This window comes from Pseudoduganella aquatica (assembly GCF_009857595.1).
In the GTDB taxonomy this organism is placed as follows: domain Bacteria; phylum Pseudomonadota; class Gammaproteobacteria; order Burkholderiales; family Burkholderiaceae_D; genus Rugamonas; species Rugamonas aquatica_A.
The window spans coordinates 1-18,425 of record NZ_WWCU01000001.1; the positions used below are offsets into that span (position 1 = coordinate 1).

The window sequence follows — 18,425 nt, forward strand, 5'->3', positions numbered from 1 at the left end:
ACCCTGCCGTGGCGGCGCGCATCGCCGCCCTGCCGGTCCACGCCGACCGCCGCGCCGCGCCCTTCCCTGCCCGCCAGGCGGTGCAGCGCGCGCGCTTCCAGCTGCCATCCTTCCCCACCACCACCATAGGCTCCTTCCCGCAGACGCCGGCCATCCGCGCCGCGCGCGCCGGCTTCAAGCGCGGCGAACTCGGCGCGGCGGCCTACGAGCAAAGCATGCGCGAGGAAATCGCCTACGCCATCGCGCGCCAGGAGGAACTGGGCCTGGACGTGCTGGTGCACGGCGAAGCGGAGCGCAACGACATGGTGGAATACTTCGGCGAACAACTGGACGGCTTCACCTTCACCCAGCTGGGCTGGGTGCAATCCTACGGCTCGCGCTGCGTGAAGCCGCCCATCATTTACGGCGACGTGGCCCGTCCGCAAGCAATGACCGTGGACTGGACCGTACACGCCCAATCGCTGACCGGCAAACCGGTGAAAGGCATGCTCACCGGCCCGGTCACCATCCTGCAATGGTCCTTCGTGCGCGACGACCAGCCGCGCGCCCAGACCACGCTGCAAATCGCGCTGGCCATCCGCGACGAGGTGGCGGACCTGGAACAGGCCGGCATCGGCATTATCCAGATCGACGAACCCGCCGTGCGCGAAGGCTTGCCGCTGCGCCGCAGCCGCTGGGGCGAATACCTGGACTGGGCCACGCGCGCCTTCCGCGTGTCGGCCAGCGTAGCGCGCGATGAAACGCAGATCCACACCCATATGTGCTACGCCGAGTTCAACGACATCCTGCCGCAGATCGCCGCCATGGACGCGGACGTCATCACCATCGAAACCAGCCGCTCGGCGATGGAACTGCTGGCCGGCTTCGGCGCCTTCCGCTATCCGAACGAGATCGGTCCCGGCGTGTACGACATCCACTCGCCGCGCGTGCCGGAAACGGCGGAAATGGTGCGCCTGCTGAAAAAGGCCAGCGCGGTGATCCCGGCGGCGCAGCTGTGGGTGAATCCGGACTGCGGCCTGAAGACCCGTGGCTGGAAGGAAACGGAAGCCGCGCTGCGCAATATGGTGGCGGCGGCGCGCGAATTGCGGGCCGCCTGACGCGCGCGCATCCCGCCTGCCGCCCAGGCCCAGAGCCGTTTCACGCGTGAGACGGCTCTCCCATTTCCGGCCCAACCACAGTAAAATGCTTGAGCCTTTGGCAAATCCTGGCCGATGGGCCGCCAAGCTGACTCTTTTACTGATCGTTTATGTCCAAAAGCTCGTTCCAAAAGCCCATCGAAATCAAAATTTCCACCGTCGTTGCCGTTTCCGCCATCCTGAACACTTCGGATGGCATCGCACTCGACGCCGCCCTCAACGAAATGACCGGCGGCACGCCCGACTTCTTTGAAGGCGACCTGACCGTCATCGACGTCGGCTCGCTGGCGCCGGGCTGCGCGCGCATCGACTGGGGCAGCATTATTGCCCTGCTGAAAAAATACCGCTTGAATCCGGTGGCCGTGCGCAACGCCGCGCCGGACATGATAGACGACATCCTGGCCCAGGGCCTGTCGCTCGACAGCGGCAAGCGCGACGAAGAAAAACCGGCAGCGCCGGCGCCGGCAGCAGCGCCAGCACCCGCGCCGGTGGCCGAAGCCGCCCCGGCAGCCGCGCCCGCCGTCGGCGCCGCCGGCACCATGATTATCGACACCCCGGTGCGCGCCGGCCAGCGCATCTACGCGCGCGGCGGCGACCTGATCGTGACGGCTGTGGTCAACAACGGCGCCGAAATCATCGCCGACGGCAGCATCCACGTCTACAACACCCTGAACGGCCGCGCGCTGGCGGGCGCTTCCGGCAATGCCGACGCGCGCATCTTCGCCCTGTCCATGTCGCCGGAATTGGTGTCGATTGCGGGCGTGTACAGCACTTTTGAAGACGGTTTCCCTGCCGAGCACGCACGCAAACCCACACAAATCAGCCTGGTGGGCGACCGAATCGATATACTATCTGTCAATTCCCCTACTCGCGCTTAATGCTCAACCGCGGCTAGACTGCGGTTCAGCTTTCTGAAAAGGACACTTTTGTGGCAAGAATTATCGTTGTAACGTCCGGCAAGGGCGGTGTCGGCAAGACGACGTCCAGCGCCAGCTTCTCCTCCGGCCTGGCCTTGCGCGGGCACAAAACCGTGGTGATCGACTTCGACGTCGGCCTGCGCAACCTCGACCTGATCATGGGCTGCGAACGCCGCGTGGTGTACGACCTGATCAACGTGATCAACAAGGAAGCCACGCTGAACCAGGCCCTGATCAAGGACAAGCACTGCGACAACCTGTTCATCCTGCCCGCTTCGCAGACGCGCGACAAAGACGCGCTGTCGGAAGAAGGCGTGGAAGCGGTGCTGCACGAGCTGATCAACATGGGCTTCGAATACATCATCTGCGACTCGCCGGCCGGCATCGAGCACGGCGCGCTGATGGCGCTGACCTTCGCCGACGAGGCGCTGGTGGTGACCAATCCGGAAGTGTCGTCGGTACGCGACTCGGACCGCATCCTGGGCATCATCCAGGCCAAGTCGCGCCGCGCGCAATCGGGCGGCGAGCCGGTCAAGGAACACCTGCTGATCACCCGCTACTCGCCGAAACGCGTGGAAGCGGACGAAATGCTGTCCTACCAGGACGTGCAGGAAATCCTGCGCATCCCGCTGATCGGCATCATTCCGGAATCGGAATCGGTGCTGCACGCATCCAACCAGGGCAATCCCGCCATCCACTTCAAGGGCACCGACGTCGCCGACGCCTATGAAGACGTGGTGTCGCGCTTCCTGGGCGAAGACCTGCCGCTGCGTTTCACGACCTACGAAAAGCCCGGCCTGCTGCAGCGTATCTTCGGAGGGAAGTAATATGGCCCTGCTGTCATTCCTGTTCCCGAGCAAGCCCAAGACGGCCACCGCCGCCAAGGAGCGCCTGCAAATCATCATCGCGCGCGAACGCAATGGCCGCGCCGGTCCGGACTTCCTGCCTGCCCTGCACAAGGAACTGATCGAGGTGATTTCCAAGTACACCAAGGTGAACGCCGACGACATCAAGATCTCGCTGGACCGCCAGGGCAACCTGGAGGTGCTCGACGTCAACGTGGTGCTGCCGGACGCCTGAGTCCGGCTAGGGCGCAGCGTCGCGCTGCGCCAGCATGACCTCCTGCGCCACCCTGGCGCAGGCTTCCACGTGCTGGTAGCCAATCTGGCGGAAGGCGAAAAAGCCGATCGCCGCCGCAGCGGCCTGGCCGGCCAGCGGTACAAAACGGGTAGCCTGCCTGGCCACCAGCCCGGCGCCGGCCCGCTGCATCATCCGCAGCACCACTTCCCTGGTCACATATTTGCCCACCATGGTGCCGCCCACGTTGACGGCGGCCTGGTAGGCCAGCAGCCGGAAACGCGGCTGCAAGCGCCCCACCTGCTCCGGCGTCAGGCCGAATTCCCGGTTCACGTCCTCGATCAGCTCGGAAAACAGGCGCAAGTCGGACACCACGTCCAATCCCGGAATCGGCACCGCCGACATGCCGGCCGACACGGCGGCACGCCGCTGCACCAGGCGCCGGCAGCGCGCGCGCACCTCGTCAAGCTCCTGTTCAGAGGCCGGTATCAACGTCCATTTCACGTCTTTCTTTGTAAACATGATGACTTTTCGTGTTACGCAATTGTACCAAAGGCCATTGAAAAGCTACTTTTAAGGGAGTACCGTGTAATCATACGACGAGTTTGCATAAGAACATTTTTGATTCTCACAGGAAAAATTTCATTCCTGAAGTGATACACTCTGTCGGCCGCCCGTGTAACTATATTCCAACTTCCTCGGCGAACGCCTTGCATCGCCGGACTTGAACCGCCCTATCATGAGAATCGTAGTACTAGACAATGACCGCAGCCAAGCCGACGTGATCTGCCAGGTGCTCACCTCGGCGGGTCACATTTGCCACGGCTTCCAGACCGCCAAGGACCTGCTCGGCCACTTGCGCAAGGACAACTATGACATGCTGATCCTGGACTGGCAGGTGGCGGACATGAGCGGCGCCGAAGTGGTGCGCCGCGCCCGCGAAAAAATGCCTGAACAGGCGCCGGTGCTGTTCCTGACCACCGCCTCCGGCGAAGACGACATCGTGGCCGGCCTGGCTGCCGGCTGCGACGATTATATGATCAAGCCGCTGCGCCGCAGCGAACTGGTGGCGCGCGTGCAAGCCCTGCTGCGCCGCGCCTATCCTACGCAGAACGGCGCCGAACAGCTGCAATTTGGCCAGTACGTCTTCGAAACCCGCCCGGGCCGCCTGCTGATGGACGGCGCCGTGCTGGACGTGACGCACAAGGAGTTCTACCTGGCGCTGCTGTTTTTCCGCAACATCGGCCGTCCGCTGTCGCGCGCCTACATCCATGAAGCCGTGTGGATACGCGAAACCGCCATTCCTTCGCGCACCATGGACACCCACGTCTCGCGCGTGCGCAACAAGCTGCAGCTGAAGCCGGAAAACGGTTTCCGCCTGGTGCCGGTGTACAGCTACGGCTACCGCCTGGAAAAGCTGGGCGCCTGAGCCGCGCCTCAAGCAAATAGCGGCTATCGGCCCCGGCCGCCGGTGAGGCCGGACGCATCACGGTATAATGACCGGTAACGTTCCTATCCCGCCGCATACTGTCAAAAATGCAACTGCTTGCCGTCGGCCTCAACCATACCACCGCTCCAGTGTCGCTGCGCGAACAACTGGCGTTCGCCCCTGAGCAACTGGGTCAGGCGGTGACGGCGGCGCGCGCGTGGTTCGAGCGCATCGACCCGCGCGGCGGCGACGAGGCGGCCATCCTGTCGACCTGCAACCGCACCGAGCTGTACGCGGCCAGCCACGGCGTCAATCCGCTCGACGCGGGCGCCCATTTCCTGGCCGACTTCCACAAGCTCAACTACGGCGAACTGCGCCCGCATTTGTACATGCTGCCGCAACACGACGCGGTGCGCCACACTTTCCGCGTCGCTTCCGGGCTGGATTCCATGGTGCTGGGCGAAACCCAGATCCTGGGCCAGATCAAGGACGCCATCCGCACCGCCGAGGAAGTCGGCGGCTTGGGCACCTATCTGCACCAATTGTTCCAGCGCAGTTTCTCCGTGGCCAAGGAAGTGCGCAGCACCACCGAGATCGGCGCGCACAGCGTGTCGATGGCGGCGGCCGCCGTGCGCCTGTCGCAGCGCATCTTCGACAAGATTTCCGAGCAAAACGTGCTGTTCATCGGCGCCGGCGAAATGATAGAACTGTGCGCCACGCACTTCGCGGCGCAGAATCCGAAAAGCATCACCATCGCCAACCGCACCATGGAGCGCGGCGAGCAGCTGGCGCACCGCTTCGGCGCCAAGGCCATGCGTCTGGCCGATTTGCAGGACCGCCTGCAGCACTACGACATCGTCATTTCCTGCACCGCCTCCTCGCTGCCGCTGATCGGCCTGGGCATGGTGGAGCGCGCCATCAAGGCGCGCCGCCACAAGCCCATGTTCATGGTGGACCTGGCGGTGCCGCGCGACATCGAACCCGAAGTGGGCCGCCTCAGCGACGTCTTCCTGTACACCGTGGACGACCTCGGCAAAGTGGTGCAGACCGGCATGGAAAACCGCCAGGCGGCGGTGGCGCAGGCCGAAGCCATTATCGAAACCCGGGTGCAGTCCTTTATGCACTGGATAGACGACCGCGCCGTGGTGCCCGTGATCCAGAGCCTGCAGGAAAGCGGCGAAGCGCTGCGCCAGATGGAACTGGAGCGCGCCCGCAAGATGCTGGCCAAGGGCGAAGACATCGACGCGGTGCTGGAAGCCCTGTCCAAGGGCCTGACCGCCAAGTTCATGCACGGCCCGCAGCAGGCGCTGCACCGCGCCCAGGGCGACGAGCGCGCCCAGCTGGCCACCTTGCTGCCCCAGATGTTCCGCGGCCGCCGTTAGCGCAGCCAGCTTCCCCCCTGGCGTCCGCGCCGCAGCAGTACCGCACTCCCCATTCCACGTATTTCACAGAGCACCCATGAAACCATCAATGCTGGCCAAGCTGGACCAATTGGCAAACCGACTCGACGAACTGGACGAACTGCTGATGTCCGAGGGCGCCACCTCCAATATGGACAGCTACCGCAAGATGACGCGCGAACACGCCGAACTCGGTCCGCTGGTGGCGCTGTACAAGGACTACCAGGGCGCGCTGGGCGACATCGCCGAGGCGCAGGCCATGCTGTCCGATCCGGAGATGAAGGAGTTCGCGCAGGAAGAAATCGAAGCGGGCAAGGGCCGCCTGGCCGAACTGGAGCTGGCGCTGCAGAAAATGCTGCTGCCCAAGGACGCCAACGACGAGCGCAACATCTTCCTCGAGATCCGCGCCGGCACCGGCGGCGACGAGTCCGCGCTGTTCGCGGGCGACCTGCTGCGCATGTACACCCGCTTCGCCGAGCGCAACCGCTGGCAGGTGGAGATGGTGTCCGAGTCGGCCTCCGACCTGGGCGGCTACCGCGAGGTCATCGTGCGCCTGGTGGGCAACGGCGTGTACTCCAAGCTGAAATTCGAATCGGGCGGCCACCGCGTGCAGCGCGTGCCGGCCACCGAGACCCAGGGTCGCATCCACACTTCGGCCTGCACCGTGGCGGTGATGCCGGAAGCGGACGAGGTGGAGGACGTGCACATCAACCCTGCCGACCTGCGCATCGACACCTTCCGCGCCTCGGGCGCGGGCGGCCAGCACATCAACAAGACCGACTCGGCCGTGCGCCTGACCCACTTGCCCACCGGCATCGTGGTGGAGTGCCAGGACGACCGTTCGCAGCACAAGAACAAGGCGCAGGCCATGAAGGTGCTAGCGGCGCGCATCAAGGACGTGCAGCTGCGCGAACAGCAGTCGAAGGAGGCCGCCACCCGCAAGAGCCTGATCGGCTCGGGCGACCGCAGCGAGCGCATCCGCACCTACAACTACCCGCAGGGCCGCATGACGGACCACCGCATCAACCTTACGCTGTACAAGCTGGACTTCATCATGGACGGCGACCTGGCGGAGCTGACCAACGCCCTGGCCGCCGAGCACCAGGCCGAGCTGCTGGCCGCGCTGGGCGACTAAAGCGATTAATTGAGGCTTAAGGCGCGGGCACGCCGCTTTGTGCGAAAATTGCCCCGCCTATAATCTTTCCATACCATGATGAATCCACGTTCCCTGCTCCTGTCCATCGCCCTGGCCTGCTTCGGCCTGATCGGCGTCGCCCTGTATCTGCAGCACGTGGTGGATCTGCTGCCCTGCCCGCTGTGCGTGATCCAGCGCTATCTGTTCCTGCTGATCGGCTTCGCCTGCCTGGCCGGCTACTTCATGAAGAACACCGCCATCGGCACCGGCATCGGCCTGCTGGGCGCGCTGGGCGGCCTGGGCGTGGCGGGCAAGCACCTGTATGTGCTGGCCCACCCCGGCTTGTCTTGCGGCATCGATCCTATGGAAACCATGCTCAACAAGATCCCCACCGCGACCTATCTGCCCTTCCTGTTCCAGGCCGACGGCCTGTGCGAGAACGCCACCGACGGCCTGCTCGGCATGTCGATCCCGCAGTGGGCCTTTGTCTGGTTCGGCCTGTTCGCGGTAGCCCTGGGCTGGTCGCTGCTGCGCCGCCGCGCGCAATGATCGCTGCCGGCGCCACCATCGCCGCCGTGCAGGCGCAAACGCACTACGCGCAGCGCCTGGACCCGCTCGACAACCGCATCCTGATCTGCCACGCGCTCGGCCTGACGCGCGTGGCCCTGATCACCCAATCCGAACGCGCGCTCACGGCGGACGAGGCGGCCCGCCTGTCCGCGCTGCTGCAGCGCCGCCTGGACGGCGAACCCATCGCCTACATCGTCGGCGAGCGCGAGTTCTTCGGGCTGCCCTTCAAGGTCAGCCCCTCGGTGCTGATACCGCGCCCGGACACCGAACTGCTGGTGGAGCTGGCCATCGAGCGCCTGCCGCCGTCCGGCCGCGTGCTCGACATGGGCACAGGCAGCGGCGCCATCGCCGTGGCGCTGGCCCATACCCGGCGCGACGCCGACGTCACCGCGCTGGACGTGAGCCCGGCCGCGCTGGAGGTGGCGCGCGGCAACGCCGAACTGAACGGCGCCCGCGTGCGCTTCCTGGAAAGCGACTGGTACAGCGCCGCCGCCGGCCAGCGCTACCAGCTGATCGTCTCCAACCCGCCCTATATCGCCGACGGCGACCGCCACCTGTCCGAGGGCGACCTGCGCTTCGAGCCGGGCGGCGCGCTGACCGACTACGCCGACGGCCTGAGCGCGCTGCGCACCATCATCGCGGGCGCGCCGGCGCACCTGGAAGCCGGCTGCTGGCTGCTGATGGAGCACGGCTACGACCAGGCCGAGGCCGTGCGCGCACTGCTGGCCGCGCAGGGGTACACTGAGGTGCAAAGCTGGCGCGACCTGGCCGGCATCGAGCGCGTCAGCGGCGGCATCGCGCCCACCACGGCGGCCTGAAACCGCGCCGTGGCGCGGGCCGCGCGCCTTTTGATAAAATAGCAATCCGAGCTTTTTGGGCGGTCGCCGACGCGCTTGGCCGTTTTCGGTTAATCTCGCACCAATCTTACATTGCTGCACCAGAAAGGAAGCCCAAATTGTCCAACCTATTGACGCGCCGCCTGGCCTTGTTGGCCGATGACAAGCACCGCGCGGTGCTGGGCGGCGGCTTGCGCGGCATAGAGCGGGAAACCCTGCGCGTGGACCCCGCCGGCCATCTGGCGGCCACCTCCCACCCGGTCGCGCTGGGCTCGGCGCTCACGCACCCGGAAATCACCACCGACTACGCGGAAACCTTGCTCGAGTTCATCACTCCGGCCGAGCACGACATCGCCATCACGCTGAACAAGCTGGACGCCATCCACCGCTACAGCTACAGCAAGCTGGGCAGCGAAATGCTGTGGAGCCAGTCCATGCCCTGCCAGCTGCCGGCCGAGGAAGACATCGAAATCGCCTGGTACGGCAAGTCGAATATGGGCATGCTCAAGCATGTGTACCGGCGCGGCCTGGCCGTGCGCTACGGCAAGGCCATGCAGTGCATCGCCGGCATCCACTACAACTACTCGCTGGACGAGCGGCTGTGGGCGCTGCTGCACGACAGCGAAGCGGACGATCGCAAGCTCTCGGCCAAGGCCTACCAGTCCGAGCGCTACTTCGCCACCATCCGCAACTTCCGCCGCTACAGCTGGCTGCTGATGTATCTGTTCGGCGCCTCGCCGGCGCTGTCGGCCAGCTTCCTGCGCGGCCGTCCGCACAAGCTGGAGCAGCTGTCGGACGACACGCTTTACCTGCCCTACGCCACCAGCCTGCGCATGAGCGACCTGGGCTACCAGAACGACGCCCAGTCCGGCCTGAGCCCGCACGAGAACTGCCTGGACAGCTATGTGGCCACGCTCACCAAGGCGGTGAACCAGCCCTACGCGCCCTACGCGGAAATCGGCACCAAGAAGGATGGCGAATGGGTGCAGCTGTCCACCAATGTGATCCAGATCGAGAACGAGTATTACTCGACGATACGCCCCAAGCGCGTGATCCGCAGCGGCGAGCGCCCCATCCAGGCGCTGTGCTCGCGCGGCGTGCAGTACATCGAAGTGCGCTGCATGGACGTGGACCCGTTCGAGCCGGTCGGCATCAGCCTGGAAACGGGCCGCTTCCTGGACGCCTTCCTGCTGTTCTGCGCGCTGGAGGAAAGCCCCGCCATCTCCGAGGAGCAGGGCCGCATCTACACCGAGAACTTTGCGCGCACCGTGAAGGAAGGCCGCCGTCCTGGCCTGACGCTGCAGCACAACGGCGCCGAAGTGACGCTGCAGGCCTGGGGCCGCGAGCTGCTGGACCGCATCCGCCCCGTGGCCGAACTGCTGGACCGCCAGCGCGGCGGCAGCGTGCATGCCGAGGCTATGGCCGTGCAGGCCGCCAAGCTGGACGATCCGGACCGCACGCCGTCCGCGCGCGTGCTGCGCGAACTGCGCGCCAACGGCGGCTCGTTTGCCGCCTTCGGCCTGCACCAGAGCGAACGCCACGCGGCCTACTTCCGCAGCCATCCGCCCACCGCCGAGGAAGCGGCCTACTTCGACGCGCAGGCAGCCGCCTCGCTGGCCGAACAGGACGCGATGGAAGCGGCCAACACCGGCAGCTTCGACGACTTCGTGGCCGCCTACCGCAACAGCAACCTGTGTAAAAACGTCGGCTAAGCCACCGTGCTGACCTTCTACAACGAGCAGCACGGCCAGCACCAGGGCCGCTACGAAATCTTCCGTGGCGAAATGGTGCCCTGCTTCGAGAAGGCGGAGCGGGTCGACTCCGTGCTGGCCGAACTGGGCCGGCGCGGCCTGGGGCAGATCGTCACGCCGCACGGCGTGCCGCTGATGACGCTGGAGCGCGTGCACAGCCCGCGCTATCTGCAGTTCCTGCGCGGCGCCTGGAACGAATGGCTGGCGCTCGATCCGGCCAACGCCGGCAAGGACGCCTTCCCCGCCGTGTGGCCGGTGCGCTCGCTGCGCTCGGACATCGAACCGGATAATTTCTGCGCCAGGCTGGGCCTGTATTCCATGGACAGCGGCACGCCCATCACGGCCGGCACCTGGACCGCCGCCAAGACCGGCGCCGACTGCGCCGTCAACGCGGCGCACGCGCTGCGCCTGGGCGAGCGCAGCACCTTCGCGCTGACGCGCCCTCCCGGCCACCACGCCGGGGCCGACTTCTACGGCGGCTACTGCTTCCTGAACAACGCCGCGCTGGCGGCCCAGCACCTGCTGGACGACGGCGCGCGCAAAGTCGCCATCCTGGACATCGACTACCACCACGGCAACGGCACGCAGAGCATCTTCTACGACCGCAGCGACGTGCTGTTCGTCTCCATCCACGCCGACCCGCGCCAGGAATATCCCTTCTACCTGGGCCACGCCGACGAAACCGGCGCGGGCGCGGGTCTGGGCTTCAACGTCAACCTGCCGCTGCCCCACGGCACCGGCACGCAAGCCTGGTTCGCCGCGCTGGAGACCGCCTGCGTGCGCCTGCAGATGTATGCCCCGGAAGCGCTGGTGGTGTCGCTGGGCGTGGACACCTTCGCCGGCGACCCGCTGTCGCACTTCGCGCTGCAAAGCGCGGACTACCTGCGCATCGGCGAGCGCCTGGCCTGGCTCGGCCTGCCCACCGCCTTCGTGTTCGAGGGCGGCTACGCGGTGAAGGAACTGGGCGTGAACGTGGTCAATGTGCTGGAAGGCTTCGAGACAGCCTTGTAAGCGCTGTACGCGCGCGCTCACGCCGATGCCGCAACAGCAGGCCCACGTTGCCGCCACCCTGCTAGACTAGGCGCCTCATTCCCTCACGACAGGAGACGCCATGAAATTCAGCAGCAAACTGTTTGCAATCGCAGCCCTGGCCAGCGGCATGGCCAGCAATGGGGCCACTGCGGCGCCGGTCAGCTACGACGTCGATCCGCACCACACCTTCCCCAGCTTCGAAGCCGACCACATGGGCATCTCCTTCTGGCGCGGGAAGATCAACAAGAACAGCGGCAAGATCGTGCTGGACCGCGAAGCCGGGCAAGGCACGGTCGATATCGCCATCGACCTGTCCAGCATCGATTTCGGCGAAGACCTGCTCAACAAATGGGCGCTCGGCAAAGACTTCTTCGACGTGAAAAAGCACGGCAAAACCGCGCGCTACAGCGGCAAGCTCAATCTCGCCAACGGCGACCCCACCGAAGTGCAGGGCCAGCTCACGCTGATGGGCGTAACCAGGCCGCTCACGCTCAAGCTGAACCGCTTCAAATGCATACCGCACCCCATGCTCAAGCGCGAGCTGTGCGGGGCGGACGCCGCCGCCACCTTCAACCGCGAGGAGTTCGGCCTCGCGGCAGGCAAGGACTACGGCTTCTCGATGGATGTGGCCTTGCGCATCCAGGTGGAAGCGGTGGCGGCGAAGTAAGGCGCAGGCGCCCGGCTCAGCGGTGCAGCTCGCCGGCGCGCTCCGGCTGGTACAGCACGTCCAGCACGGTGAGCTTGAAGGCGGCGCCGTCGGGACGCGTCCAGTCGATGGAGTCGCCGGCCGCCAGGCCGATCAGGGCGTTGCCGACCGGCGCCAGCACCGAGATGCGGTCGTCGCCGGGACGCATGTCCTTGGGATAGGCCAGCGTGAGCGTGAATTCCTCGGCCGGCTGGTCCAGCGCAAAGCGCACGCGCGAGTTCATGGTGACGACGTCCGGCGGCATGTCGGCCGGTTCCACCAGCTCGGCGCGCGACAGTTCTTCCAGCAGTGCATGGCGGGCGGCCGACTGCGCGGACGGCAGCGCGTCCAGCAGCGTCTCAAGGCGGTCCATGTCGACGGACGACACAACGATATTGGGTCTCATGATGTAACTCCACAAATGTCAGGAAAAAGGCAAGGCAGTTGGAGAGCGGCCCGGAGGGAGGGAAGACGGCGTCTTCCTGGCGTTCCCGCCGGGCCTCAGGAAAGGCCGGCGAGATCACGCGCGTGCGCGCGCCAGCCTTCGTCGCACAGGGGCGAAGGGGCGCAGCAATACGGGCGGTTACTCGGCAGGGTCATGAGGATCAGGATATCGGGACTGTCCCGAGTATAACCGCTTTGTTCAGACGCGGGCCGGCGCCGGCCAGGCGCCCATGGCCAGCGCCACCACTTCCAGCAGTTTCTTGCGGCCGGCGCCGTCGCGCGCCTGCAAGGTCATGCCTTCGATCACCGTGTAGTAGAAGCGCGCCAGCGCCGCCGCGCCGGTGTCGGCCGGCAGTTCGCCGGCGTCGATGCCGCGCGCGATCCAGCGGCCGATACCGGCCTCCACTTCGGCGCGGCGCCCGCGCAACAGTTCCTGCACTTTGGCCGCCGCCGGCGAGCCGTTGACGGCGGACGCGATCACCATGCATCCCGGGGGTTGTCCGGCGCGCGTCAGCTCGATGGCGTTGCTCTTCAGGAGCTGCTCCACCGTGCTGCGCGCGCTCTGGCCCTGCGCGAACACCGCCTCCGCATTGCCCGGACCGGCCGCGTAGCGTTCCACCGCCTCCAGGAACAGGCGCTCCTTGTCGCCGAAGGCCGAGTACAGGCTGGGCGGCGTGATCCCCATGGCCTGCGTGAGGTCGCTGATGGACGTGGATTCATAGCCATGCCGCCAGAACAGCAGCATGGCTTTTTCCAGGGCGGCGTCGCGGTCGAAGGACAGCGGACGCCCGCGAACGCGGACCGGCGGGGTGGCGGGAGCGGTTTCTTTTTTCATAGTGATCGATATTAAATACATTGACAGCGCATTGCAAGCGGAATATATTTCATCTAATTACATAGTGATCGCTATGTATATCAAGTCAATCGACCCGGAGAAACCCATGAAATCCCCTATCGGCGCCCTGCGCGCCATCGCCATTGCCGCCGCCATCGCCGCTACCGGCACGCTGGCCCCGCCTGCCGCCCACGCTGCGCAACCAGCCAAGATCAGCAAGGCCGAACTGAGCGACACCGCACTGGTGAAATCCCTGCCCGGCTTCAGCAACGGCTACGCCGAAGTGAACGGCACCCGCCTGCACTACGTGGAAGGCGGCAAGGGCGAAACGCTAGTGCTGCTGCCGGGCTGGCCGCAGACCTGGTGGGCCTTCCACAAGATCATGCCGGAGCTGTCCAAACACTACCGCGTGATCGCGCTGGACCTGCGCGGCATGGGCGGCTCGGCCAAGCCGGAAGGCGGCTACGACAAGAAGAACATGGCCAAGGACGTGCTGGAACTGCTGAAGCAGAAAGGCATCGAGAAAGCCCACATCGCGGGCCACGACATCGGCGCGCAAGTGGCGTGGAGCTACGCCGCCAACTTCCCGCAGGCGACCGGCAAGCTGGTGATGATGGATGTGCCGCATCCGGACCAGGGCCTGTACAGCTGGCCCATCCTGCCGGGCGTGGGCACCTTCAACGAGAAGATCGACGAGCGCGCGCCTTTCGCCTGGTGGTTCGCCTTCCATCAGGTAAAAGGCCTGCCAGAAAAACTGCTGGCCGGCCGCGTGCACCTGGAGCAGGAATGGTTCTTCACCTATCTGCTGAAGGATGAAGCGGCGCTGTCGCCGAAAGACCGCGCCATCTACGCCAGCGCCTACAACAGCGCGGACGCCATCCGCGCCGGCAACGCCTGGTACCAGGCCTTCCCGCAGGACATCGTGGATGAGAAGGAATACAAGAAGCTGGAGATGCCGGTGCTGGGCATTGCCGGTCCGGGCTACGGCTGGCTGAGCTCCACGCTGGCGGCCAAGGCCAGCAACGCGCGCACCATCCGCCTGGAAAACAGCGGCCACTTCGTGCAGGAAGAAGCGCCCGCCGACACCACCAGGCACATGATTGAATTCCTGAAGTAAGGGGAGCACCATGGACCGCAACCACTCGGTGCCGGCCAATCCACAACGGCGCCTTTTGCTGCGCGCTGTAGGCGCGGTTGCCGGCATGTCCGGCGCCTTCGCTGCGCTGGGCAGCAGCATGCTGGCAGCGCCGCTGGCGGCCGAGCTGGCGGATGGCGCCAGGACCGGCGCAGGCAGCGACGCCATCGTGCCATTCCGGATTGCGGTCCCACAGCAGCAGCTGGACGACCTGAAACAGCGGCTGGCGCGCACGCGCTGGCCGGATGCGGAAACCTCCGGCGACTGGCGCCAGGGCGTGCCGCTGGCGACCGCCCAGGCGCTGGCGGCGTACTGGCAAGGCGAGTACGACTGGCGCAGCTTCGAGCGCCGGCTGAACGCCTTCCCGCAATTCCGCACCGAAATCGACGGCCTGGGCATCCACTTCCTGCACGTGCGCTCGAAGCACGCCGGCGCGCTGCCACTGCTGCTCACGCACGGCTGGCCGGGATCCATCGTCGAATTCCTGAAGATCATTCCCATGCTGACTGACCCGGAAGCGCACGGCGGCAAGGCCGAAGACGCCTTCCACGTCATCATTCCTTCCTTGCCCGGCTTCGGCTTCTCCGACAAGCCGCGCGGCGCAGGCTGGAACCTGATGCGCACCGGCCAGGCCTGGGCCACGCTGATGGCGCGCCTGGGCTACAAGAAGTGGGTGGCGCAAGGCGGCGACTGGGGCGCTGGCGTGACCACGGTGCTGGGTCATCTGCGCCCGCCCGGCCTGGCCGGCATCCACCTGAACTGGCAGTTCGTTTTCCCCGAGAAGATGCCCGAGGTGCTGAGCAAGGAAGAGCAGCGCGCAGTCGATGGCGCCAATCGCTTCCTCCACGAAGGCTCGGGCTATTTCCGCATGCAGGCCACGCGCCCGCAAACCATAGGCTACGCGCTGGACGATTCGCCGGTGGCGCTGATGGCCTTCATCTACGACAAATTCCGCGACTGGACCGGCCCGGCCTCCACGCTCACGCGCGACGAGTTGCTGGACAATATCAGCCTGTACTGGCTGACCGGCACCGGCGCCTCATCGGCGCGCATCTACTGGGAGAACGCGAACGGCAGCTTCTCGGGCGGCAAGCTGTCGCTGCCGGTGGCGGCGTCCGTGTTCCAGCACGAGATCTACCGCGCGCCGGAAAGCTGGGCGCGGCAGACCTATTCGCAGCTGGTGTACTGGAACGAGGTGGGCAAAGGCGGCCATTTCGCCGCCTTCGAACAGCCCGCGCTGTTTGTGCGGGAACTGCGCGCGGGCTTCCGTCCCATGCGCTAGGCGGCGGCCGGCTGGCGCCGCAATGTAGGCGCCCAGGCCAGCAGTCCGGCCAGCGCCAGCAGCATCTGTCCGGCAGCCAGCGCCAGCATCGAATGCTCCAGCGCGGGCGCCAGCACCGCCGTCACCGCGGCGGCCAGCATCACCATCGAGAAGGACTGCATGGATGCCGCCACGCCGCGCGTGTTCGGGAACAGGTCCAGCACCATCAGCGTCAGTCCCGGCGATGCCAGCGACATGCCGAAACCATAGAAGAAGATGGGCATCACGCTCCACGGCAGGGACGGCGGGAACGCGGCGTGGTAGGCCACGTTGGCAACCGTGGCGGCCAGCAGGATGGCGTAGCCGGCGGCGATCTGCCCGCGTAGGCTCAATTTTTCCGCCAGCCGTCCGGCCGCATACGAGCCAAGGAAGATGCCGCCGACCATGGGAATGAACTGCCAGCCGAACTGGCTCGCGCCCAGGCCCAGGTGCCGGCCCACAATGGCAGGCGCCGCCGCCACGAACAGGAACAGGCCGCCGAAGTTGAAGGCGATGGCGGCCGAGCCGCGCTGGAAGTCCACCGAGCGGAATACCGCCAGATAGCTGCGCAGCATGCCGGCCGCCTGCAAGGGCTGGCGCTGCGCCGCCGGCAGCGTCTCGGGCAGATGGCGGTAGCAATACCAAAGCAGCAGCACGGTGTAGGCGCTCAGGAAGGCAAAGATGGCGCGCCACTGGAAGGCCGTCACGATCCAGCCGCCCAGTACCGGCGCCAAGGCCGGGGACAGCGAGAAGATCATGCTCACCAGCGCAAGCATGCGGGCGGCCTGCGTCCCTTCATACAGGTCGCGCACCATGGCGCGGCCCACCACCGTGCCGGCGCCCGCCGCGACACCCTGCAGGGTGCGGAAGGCGGTCAGCCAGCCGATGTCCGGCGCTAGCGCGCTGCCCAGCGAGGCGGCGCCGAATACCACCAGCGAAGCGAGTATCACCTTGCGGCGGCCCAGCGCGTCGGCCAGCGCACCATGCCACAAGCTCATGGCGGCAAAGGAGAACAGGTAGGCGCTCAGCGTGAACTGCACCTGCTGCGTTCCGGTGTGCAGGGAGCTGCGGATATTGTCGAATGCGGGCAAATAGGCATCCACCGAGAGCGGCCCCAGCAAGGCGAGGCCGCCCAGCAGGAAGGCGATGGTGCGCGGATGGCTGCTCATCGCATGCCACGCTGCACGGCGGGACGACTGCCCACCAGTTCCATCCAGCGCAGCAGCGCAGGCTTGGTGCCGATGCGCTCGGCCAGCACTTCGGCCAGGAAGGTGGACGCGGTCACGGCCCAGGGGTAGGCGGCGATGTCGGCGATGCTGTATTCGTCGCCCGCCAGGTAGCGGCTTTCCGCCAGGCGCTTGTCCATGACCGACAGCAGCCGGTCGGCCTCGGCGAGGAAGCGCGCGCTGGCGGCCGCCGACTTCTCCTGGGCGAATTTCTCGAAGTAGCCCAGCTGGCCCAGCATGGGACCCAGGCCGCCCATTTGCCAGTTCAGCCATTCCAGCGTCTTGTAGCGCGCAGCGCCGCCGGCGGGCAGGAAGCGCCCGTGGCGCTCGGCCAGATAGGTGAGGATGGCGCCGCTTTCAAACACGGACAGCGGCCCGCCCTCCGCGCCGTGGTCGACGATGGCGGGAATCTTGTTGTTGGGGGAAATGGCTAGGAAGCCCGGCGTGAACTGCTCGTTGCGGCCAAGGTTGACCGAAATGCTCTCGTAGGCGAGGCCCAGTTCTTCCAGCAGGATGGCGACTTTGCGGCCATTCGGCGTGGTCCAGGTGTAGAAGGAAATCATGGTGTGCTCCGGAAGGCAGGACAAGAAAAAGGGCCGGCACTGCCGGCCCCGTGGGGATCAGACGGAAAGAGGCGCGATCAGATCTGCGCGATGCCGCCGTCGACGAACAGCTCGATGCCGTTGATGAAGCTGCTGTCGTCCGACGCCAGGAAGGTCACGGCCTTGGCCACTTCGGCAGGCTGGCCCAGGCGGCCGATCGGCACCAGCGTGGCCAGGTGTCCCAGCAAACCGGATTGATGCTCTTCCGGCACCAGGCCGGCCAGGCCGGGCGTATGCACCGGACCAGGGCTGACGGCGTTGACGCGGATATTGCGCGGTTTCAGGTCCAGCAGCCAGTTGCGGGCGAAGTTGCGCACGGCGGCCTTGCTGGCGCTGTACACGCTGAAGTTCTCGGTGCCCTGCACCGAGGTGGTGGAGGCGGTCAGTATCACCGAGCTGCCATCCTTCAGCAGGCGCAGCGCTTTTTGCACGGTGAACAGCGTGCCCTTGACGTTGACGTCGAAGATGCGGTCGAAGTGCTCTTCGGTGACGTCGGCCAGCGGCATCATGTCGCCGCCGCCGGCGTTGGCGAACAGCACGTCAAGGTGGCCGCTGCGCGCTTCGATTTCAGCGTAGATGCGGTCCAGGTCTTCCAGCTTGGCGACGTCGCCCTGGATGCCGTAAGCGGCGGCGCCGGTGGCGGTGATGGTGGCCACGGCTGCATCCAGCTCGGCCTGGCGGCGGCCAGTGATGTAGACGGTCGCGCCTTGCGCTGCGAAGTCCTGTGCCGAAGCCAGGCCGATGCCGGTGGTGCCGCCGGTGACCAGTGCGATTTTGCCTGCCAGTTTCTGTGCGTTGCTCATTTCAGTGCTCCTTTAAGTGGATGAATGTGTTTGACGACGGAATCCACTTTACGCTCGCTGGATTATTGAATAAAGTAGCAATAACAGAATACTTTATTCCCCCATGTGAATA

The 18,425-nt window shown here is 66.0% G+C and carries 20 protein-coding genes; 14 read left to right on the forward strand and 6 right to left on the reverse strand.

The window, feature by feature from the left end; all coding sequences use genetic code 11:
• From metE to minE, 4 genes are all read left to right on the forward strand, one after another.
• The coding region (gene metE, locus GTP77_RS00005) for a 5-methyltetrahydropteroyltriglutamate--homocysteine S-methyltransferase (RefSeq protein ID WP_161070121.1) at window positions 1-1,097 on the forward strand (1,097 nt) is incomplete at its 5' end.
• A gap of 149 nt (window positions 1,098-1,246) precedes the next feature.
• On the forward strand, window positions 1,247-2,014 hold the full coding sequence (gene minC / locus GTP77_RS00010; protein ID WP_161070122.1) for a septum site-determining protein MinC: 768 nt from the start codon (window positions 1,247-1,249) through the stop codon (window positions 2,012-2,014).
• A 50-nt stretch (window positions 2,015-2,064) separates the two neighbouring features.
• Window positions 2,065-2,880, forward strand: coding sequence for a septum site-determining protein MinD (gene minD / locus GTP77_RS00015; RefSeq protein WP_161070123.1), 816 nt, complete (start codon window positions 2,065-2,067; stop codon window positions 2,878-2,880).
• Between the two features lies 1 nt (window position 2,881).
• Window positions 2,882-3,133: a cell division topological specificity factor MinE gene (gene minE / locus GTP77_RS00020; protein WP_056400827.1), complete on the forward strand. Its 252-nt coding sequence runs from the start codon at window positions 2,882-2,884 to the stop codon at window positions 3,131-3,133.
• 6 nt (window positions 3,134-3,139) lie between these two features.
• Here the strand turns inward: minE and GTP77_RS00025 are convergent, their stop codons facing one another.
• Window positions 3,140-3,652: a hypothetical protein gene (locus GTP77_RS00025; RefSeq protein WP_161070124.1), complete on the reverse strand. Its 513-nt coding sequence runs from the start codon at window positions 3,650-3,652 to the stop codon at window positions 3,140-3,142.
• 217 nt (window positions 3,653-3,869) lie between these two features.
• On the opposite strand from GTP77_RS00025, the gene GTP77_RS00030 reads away from it, so the two are divergent.
• From GTP77_RS00030 to GTP77_RS00065, 8 genes are all read left to right on the forward strand, one after another.
• Window positions 3,870-4,559, forward strand: coding sequence for a response regulator transcription factor (locus GTP77_RS00030; protein ID WP_161070125.1), 690 nt, complete (start codon window positions 3,870-3,872; stop codon window positions 4,557-4,559).
• A gap of 107 nt (window positions 4,560-4,666) precedes the next feature.
• Window positions 4,667-5,941, forward strand: a complete 1,275-nt coding sequence (gene hemA / locus GTP77_RS00035; RefSeq protein ID WP_161070126.1) for a glutamyl-tRNA reductase — start codon at window positions 4,667-4,669, stop codon at window positions 5,939-5,941.
• A gap of 76 nt (window positions 5,942-6,017) precedes the next feature.
• Window positions 6,018-7,094 (forward strand): peptide chain release factor 1, encoded by a 1,077-nt coding sequence (gene prfA, locus GTP77_RS00040; RefSeq protein ID WP_161070127.1) that lies wholly within the window; start codon window positions 6,018-6,020, stop codon window positions 7,092-7,094.
• A gap of 75 nt (window positions 7,095-7,169) precedes the next feature.
• Window positions 7,170-7,643, forward strand: coding sequence for a disulfide bond formation protein B (locus GTP77_RS00045; protein WP_161070128.1), 474 nt, complete (start codon window positions 7,170-7,172; stop codon window positions 7,641-7,643).
• Complete coding sequence (gene prmC, locus GTP77_RS00050; protein WP_161070129.1) at window positions 7,640-8,482, forward strand: peptide chain release factor N(5)-glutamine methyltransferase; 843 nt, start codon at window positions 7,640-7,642, stop codon at window positions 8,480-8,482. The genes GTP77_RS00045 and prmC overlap by 4 nt, the downstream gene beginning before the upstream one ends.
• Window positions 8,483-8,619: 137 nt before the next feature.
• Complete coding sequence (gene gshA / locus GTP77_RS00055; protein ID WP_161070130.1) at window positions 8,620-10,212, forward strand: glutamate--cysteine ligase; 1,593 nt, start codon at window positions 8,620-8,622, stop codon at window positions 10,210-10,212.
• A 6-nt stretch (window positions 10,213-10,218) separates the two neighbouring features.
• Window positions 10,219-11,262: a histone deacetylase family protein gene (locus GTP77_RS00060; RefSeq protein WP_161070131.1), complete on the forward strand. Its 1,044-nt coding sequence runs from the start codon at window positions 10,219-10,221 to the stop codon at window positions 11,260-11,262.
• 100 nt (window positions 11,263-11,362) lie between these two features.
• On the forward strand, window positions 11,363-11,950 hold the full coding sequence (locus GTP77_RS00065) for a YceI family protein (RefSeq protein WP_161070132.1): 588 nt from the start codon (window positions 11,363-11,365) through the stop codon (window positions 11,948-11,950).
• A gap of 16 nt (window positions 11,951-11,966) precedes the next feature.
• Here GTP77_RS00065 and rnk read toward each other — a convergent pair whose 3' ends face one another.
• Together rnk and GTP77_RS00075 are read right to left on the reverse strand one after the other, a co-directional pair.
• Window positions 11,967-12,374 (reverse strand): nucleoside diphosphate kinase regulator, encoded by a 408-nt coding sequence (gene rnk, locus GTP77_RS00070; RefSeq protein ID WP_187358560.1) that lies wholly within the window; start codon window positions 12,372-12,374, stop codon window positions 11,967-11,969.
• Between the two features lie 237 nt (window positions 12,375-12,611).
• On the reverse strand, window positions 12,612-13,247 hold the full coding sequence (locus GTP77_RS00075) for a TetR/AcrR family transcriptional regulator (RefSeq protein ID WP_161070133.1): 636 nt from the start codon (window positions 13,245-13,247) through the stop codon (window positions 12,612-12,614).
• A 106-nt stretch (window positions 13,248-13,353) separates the two neighbouring features.
• Here GTP77_RS00075 and GTP77_RS00080 point away from each other — a divergent pair, with 106 nt between their 5' ends.
• Window positions 13,354-14,364, forward strand: coding sequence for an alpha/beta fold hydrolase (locus GTP77_RS00080; RefSeq protein ID WP_161070134.1), 1,011 nt, complete (start codon window positions 13,354-13,356; stop codon window positions 14,362-14,364).
• Between the two features lie 10 nt (window positions 14,365-14,374).
• The gene (locus tag GTP77_RS00085) at window positions 14,375-15,664 is read left to right on the forward strand and encodes an epoxide hydrolase family protein (RefSeq protein ID WP_161070135.1); all 1,290 of its coding nucleotides are present in this window, start codon (window positions 14,375-14,377) and stop codon (window positions 15,662-15,664) included.
• Here the strand turns inward: GTP77_RS00085 and GTP77_RS00090 are convergent.
• The 3 genes from GTP77_RS00090 to GTP77_RS00100 form a co-directional block, all read right to left on the reverse strand.
• Window positions 15,661-16,851, reverse strand: a complete 1,191-nt coding sequence (locus GTP77_RS00090) for a multidrug effflux MFS transporter (RefSeq protein ID WP_161070136.1) — start codon at window positions 16,849-16,851, stop codon at window positions 15,661-15,663. The genes GTP77_RS00085 and GTP77_RS00090 overlap by 4 nt on opposite strands.
• Window positions 16,848-17,471, reverse strand: a complete 624-nt coding sequence (locus GTP77_RS00095) for a glutathione S-transferase N-terminal domain-containing protein (RefSeq protein ID WP_161070137.1) — start codon at window positions 17,469-17,471, stop codon at window positions 16,848-16,850. Before GTP77_RS00095 ends, GTP77_RS00090 begins: the two co-directional genes overlap by 4 nt.
• A gap of 77 nt (window positions 17,472-17,548) precedes the next feature.
• Entirely contained in the window at window positions 17,549-18,313 is a 765-nt protein-coding gene (locus GTP77_RS00100) for an SDR family NAD(P)-dependent oxidoreductase (protein WP_161070138.1), read from the reverse strand.
• Window positions 18,314-18,425 lie beyond the last annotated feature (112 nt).

What these genes read in the sequence shown, in the direction of transcription:
- GTP77_RS00080 (WP_161070134.1), top strand. Translation starts at nt 13,354, where the DNA reads ATGAAATCCCCTATCGGCGCCCTGCGCGCCATCGCCATTGCCGCCGCC.
- hemA (WP_161070126.1), top strand. Translation starts at nt 4,667, where the DNA reads ATGCAACTGCTTGCCGTCGGCCTCAACCATACCACCGCTCCAGTGTCG.
- GTP77_RS00065 (WP_161070132.1), top strand. Translation starts at nt 11,363, where the DNA reads ATGAAATTCAGCAGCAAACTGTTTGCAATCGCAGCCCTGGCCAGCGGC.
- minE (WP_056400827.1), top strand. Translation starts at nt 2,882, where the DNA reads ATGGCCCTGCTGTCATTCCTGTTCCCGAGCAAGCCCAAGACGGCCACC.
- GTP77_RS00085 (WP_161070135.1), top strand. Translation starts at nt 14,375, where the DNA reads ATGGACCGCAACCACTCGGTGCCGGCCAATCCACAACGGCGCCTTTTG.
- prfA (WP_161070127.1), top strand. Translation starts at nt 6,018, where the DNA reads ATGAAACCATCAATGCTGGCCAAGCTGGACCAATTGGCAAACCGACTC.
- prmC (WP_161070129.1), top strand. Translation starts at nt 7,640, where the DNA reads ATGATCGCTGCCGGCGCCACCATCGCCGCCGTGCAGGCGCAAACGCAC.
- rnk (WP_187358560.1), bottom strand. Translation starts at nt 12,374, where the DNA reads ATGAGACCCAATATCGTTGTGTCGTCCGTCGACATGGACCGCCTTGAG.
- GTP77_RS00075 (WP_161070133.1), bottom strand. Translation starts at nt 13,247, where the DNA reads ATGAAAAAAGAAACCGCTCCCGCCACCCCGCCGGTCCGCGTTCGCGGG.
- GTP77_RS00030 (WP_161070125.1), top strand. Translation starts at nt 3,870, where the DNA reads ATGAGAATCGTAGTACTAGACAATGACCGCAGCCAAGCCGACGTGATC.
- GTP77_RS00045 (WP_161070128.1), top strand. Translation starts at nt 7,170, where the DNA reads ATGATGAATCCACGTTCCCTGCTCCTGTCCATCGCCCTGGCCTGCTTC.
- GTP77_RS00100 (WP_161070138.1), bottom strand. Translation starts at nt 18,313, where the DNA reads ATGAGCAACGCACAGAAACTGGCAGGCAAAATCGCACTGGTCACCGGC.
- GTP77_RS00025 (WP_161070124.1), bottom strand. Translation starts at nt 3,652, where the DNA reads ATGTTTACAAAGAAAGACGTGAAATGGACGTTGATACCGGCCTCTGAA.
- GTP77_RS00090 (WP_161070136.1), bottom strand. Translation starts at nt 16,851, where the DNA reads ATGAGCAGCCATCCGCGCACCATCGCCTTCCTGCTGGGCGGCCTCGCC.
- GTP77_RS00095 (WP_161070137.1), bottom strand. Translation starts at nt 17,471, where the DNA reads ATGATTTCCTTCTACACCTGGACCACGCCGAATGGCCGCAAAGTCGCC.
- minC (WP_161070122.1), top strand. Translation starts at nt 1,247, where the DNA reads ATGTCCAAAAGCTCGTTCCAAAAGCCCATCGAAATCAAAATTTCCACC.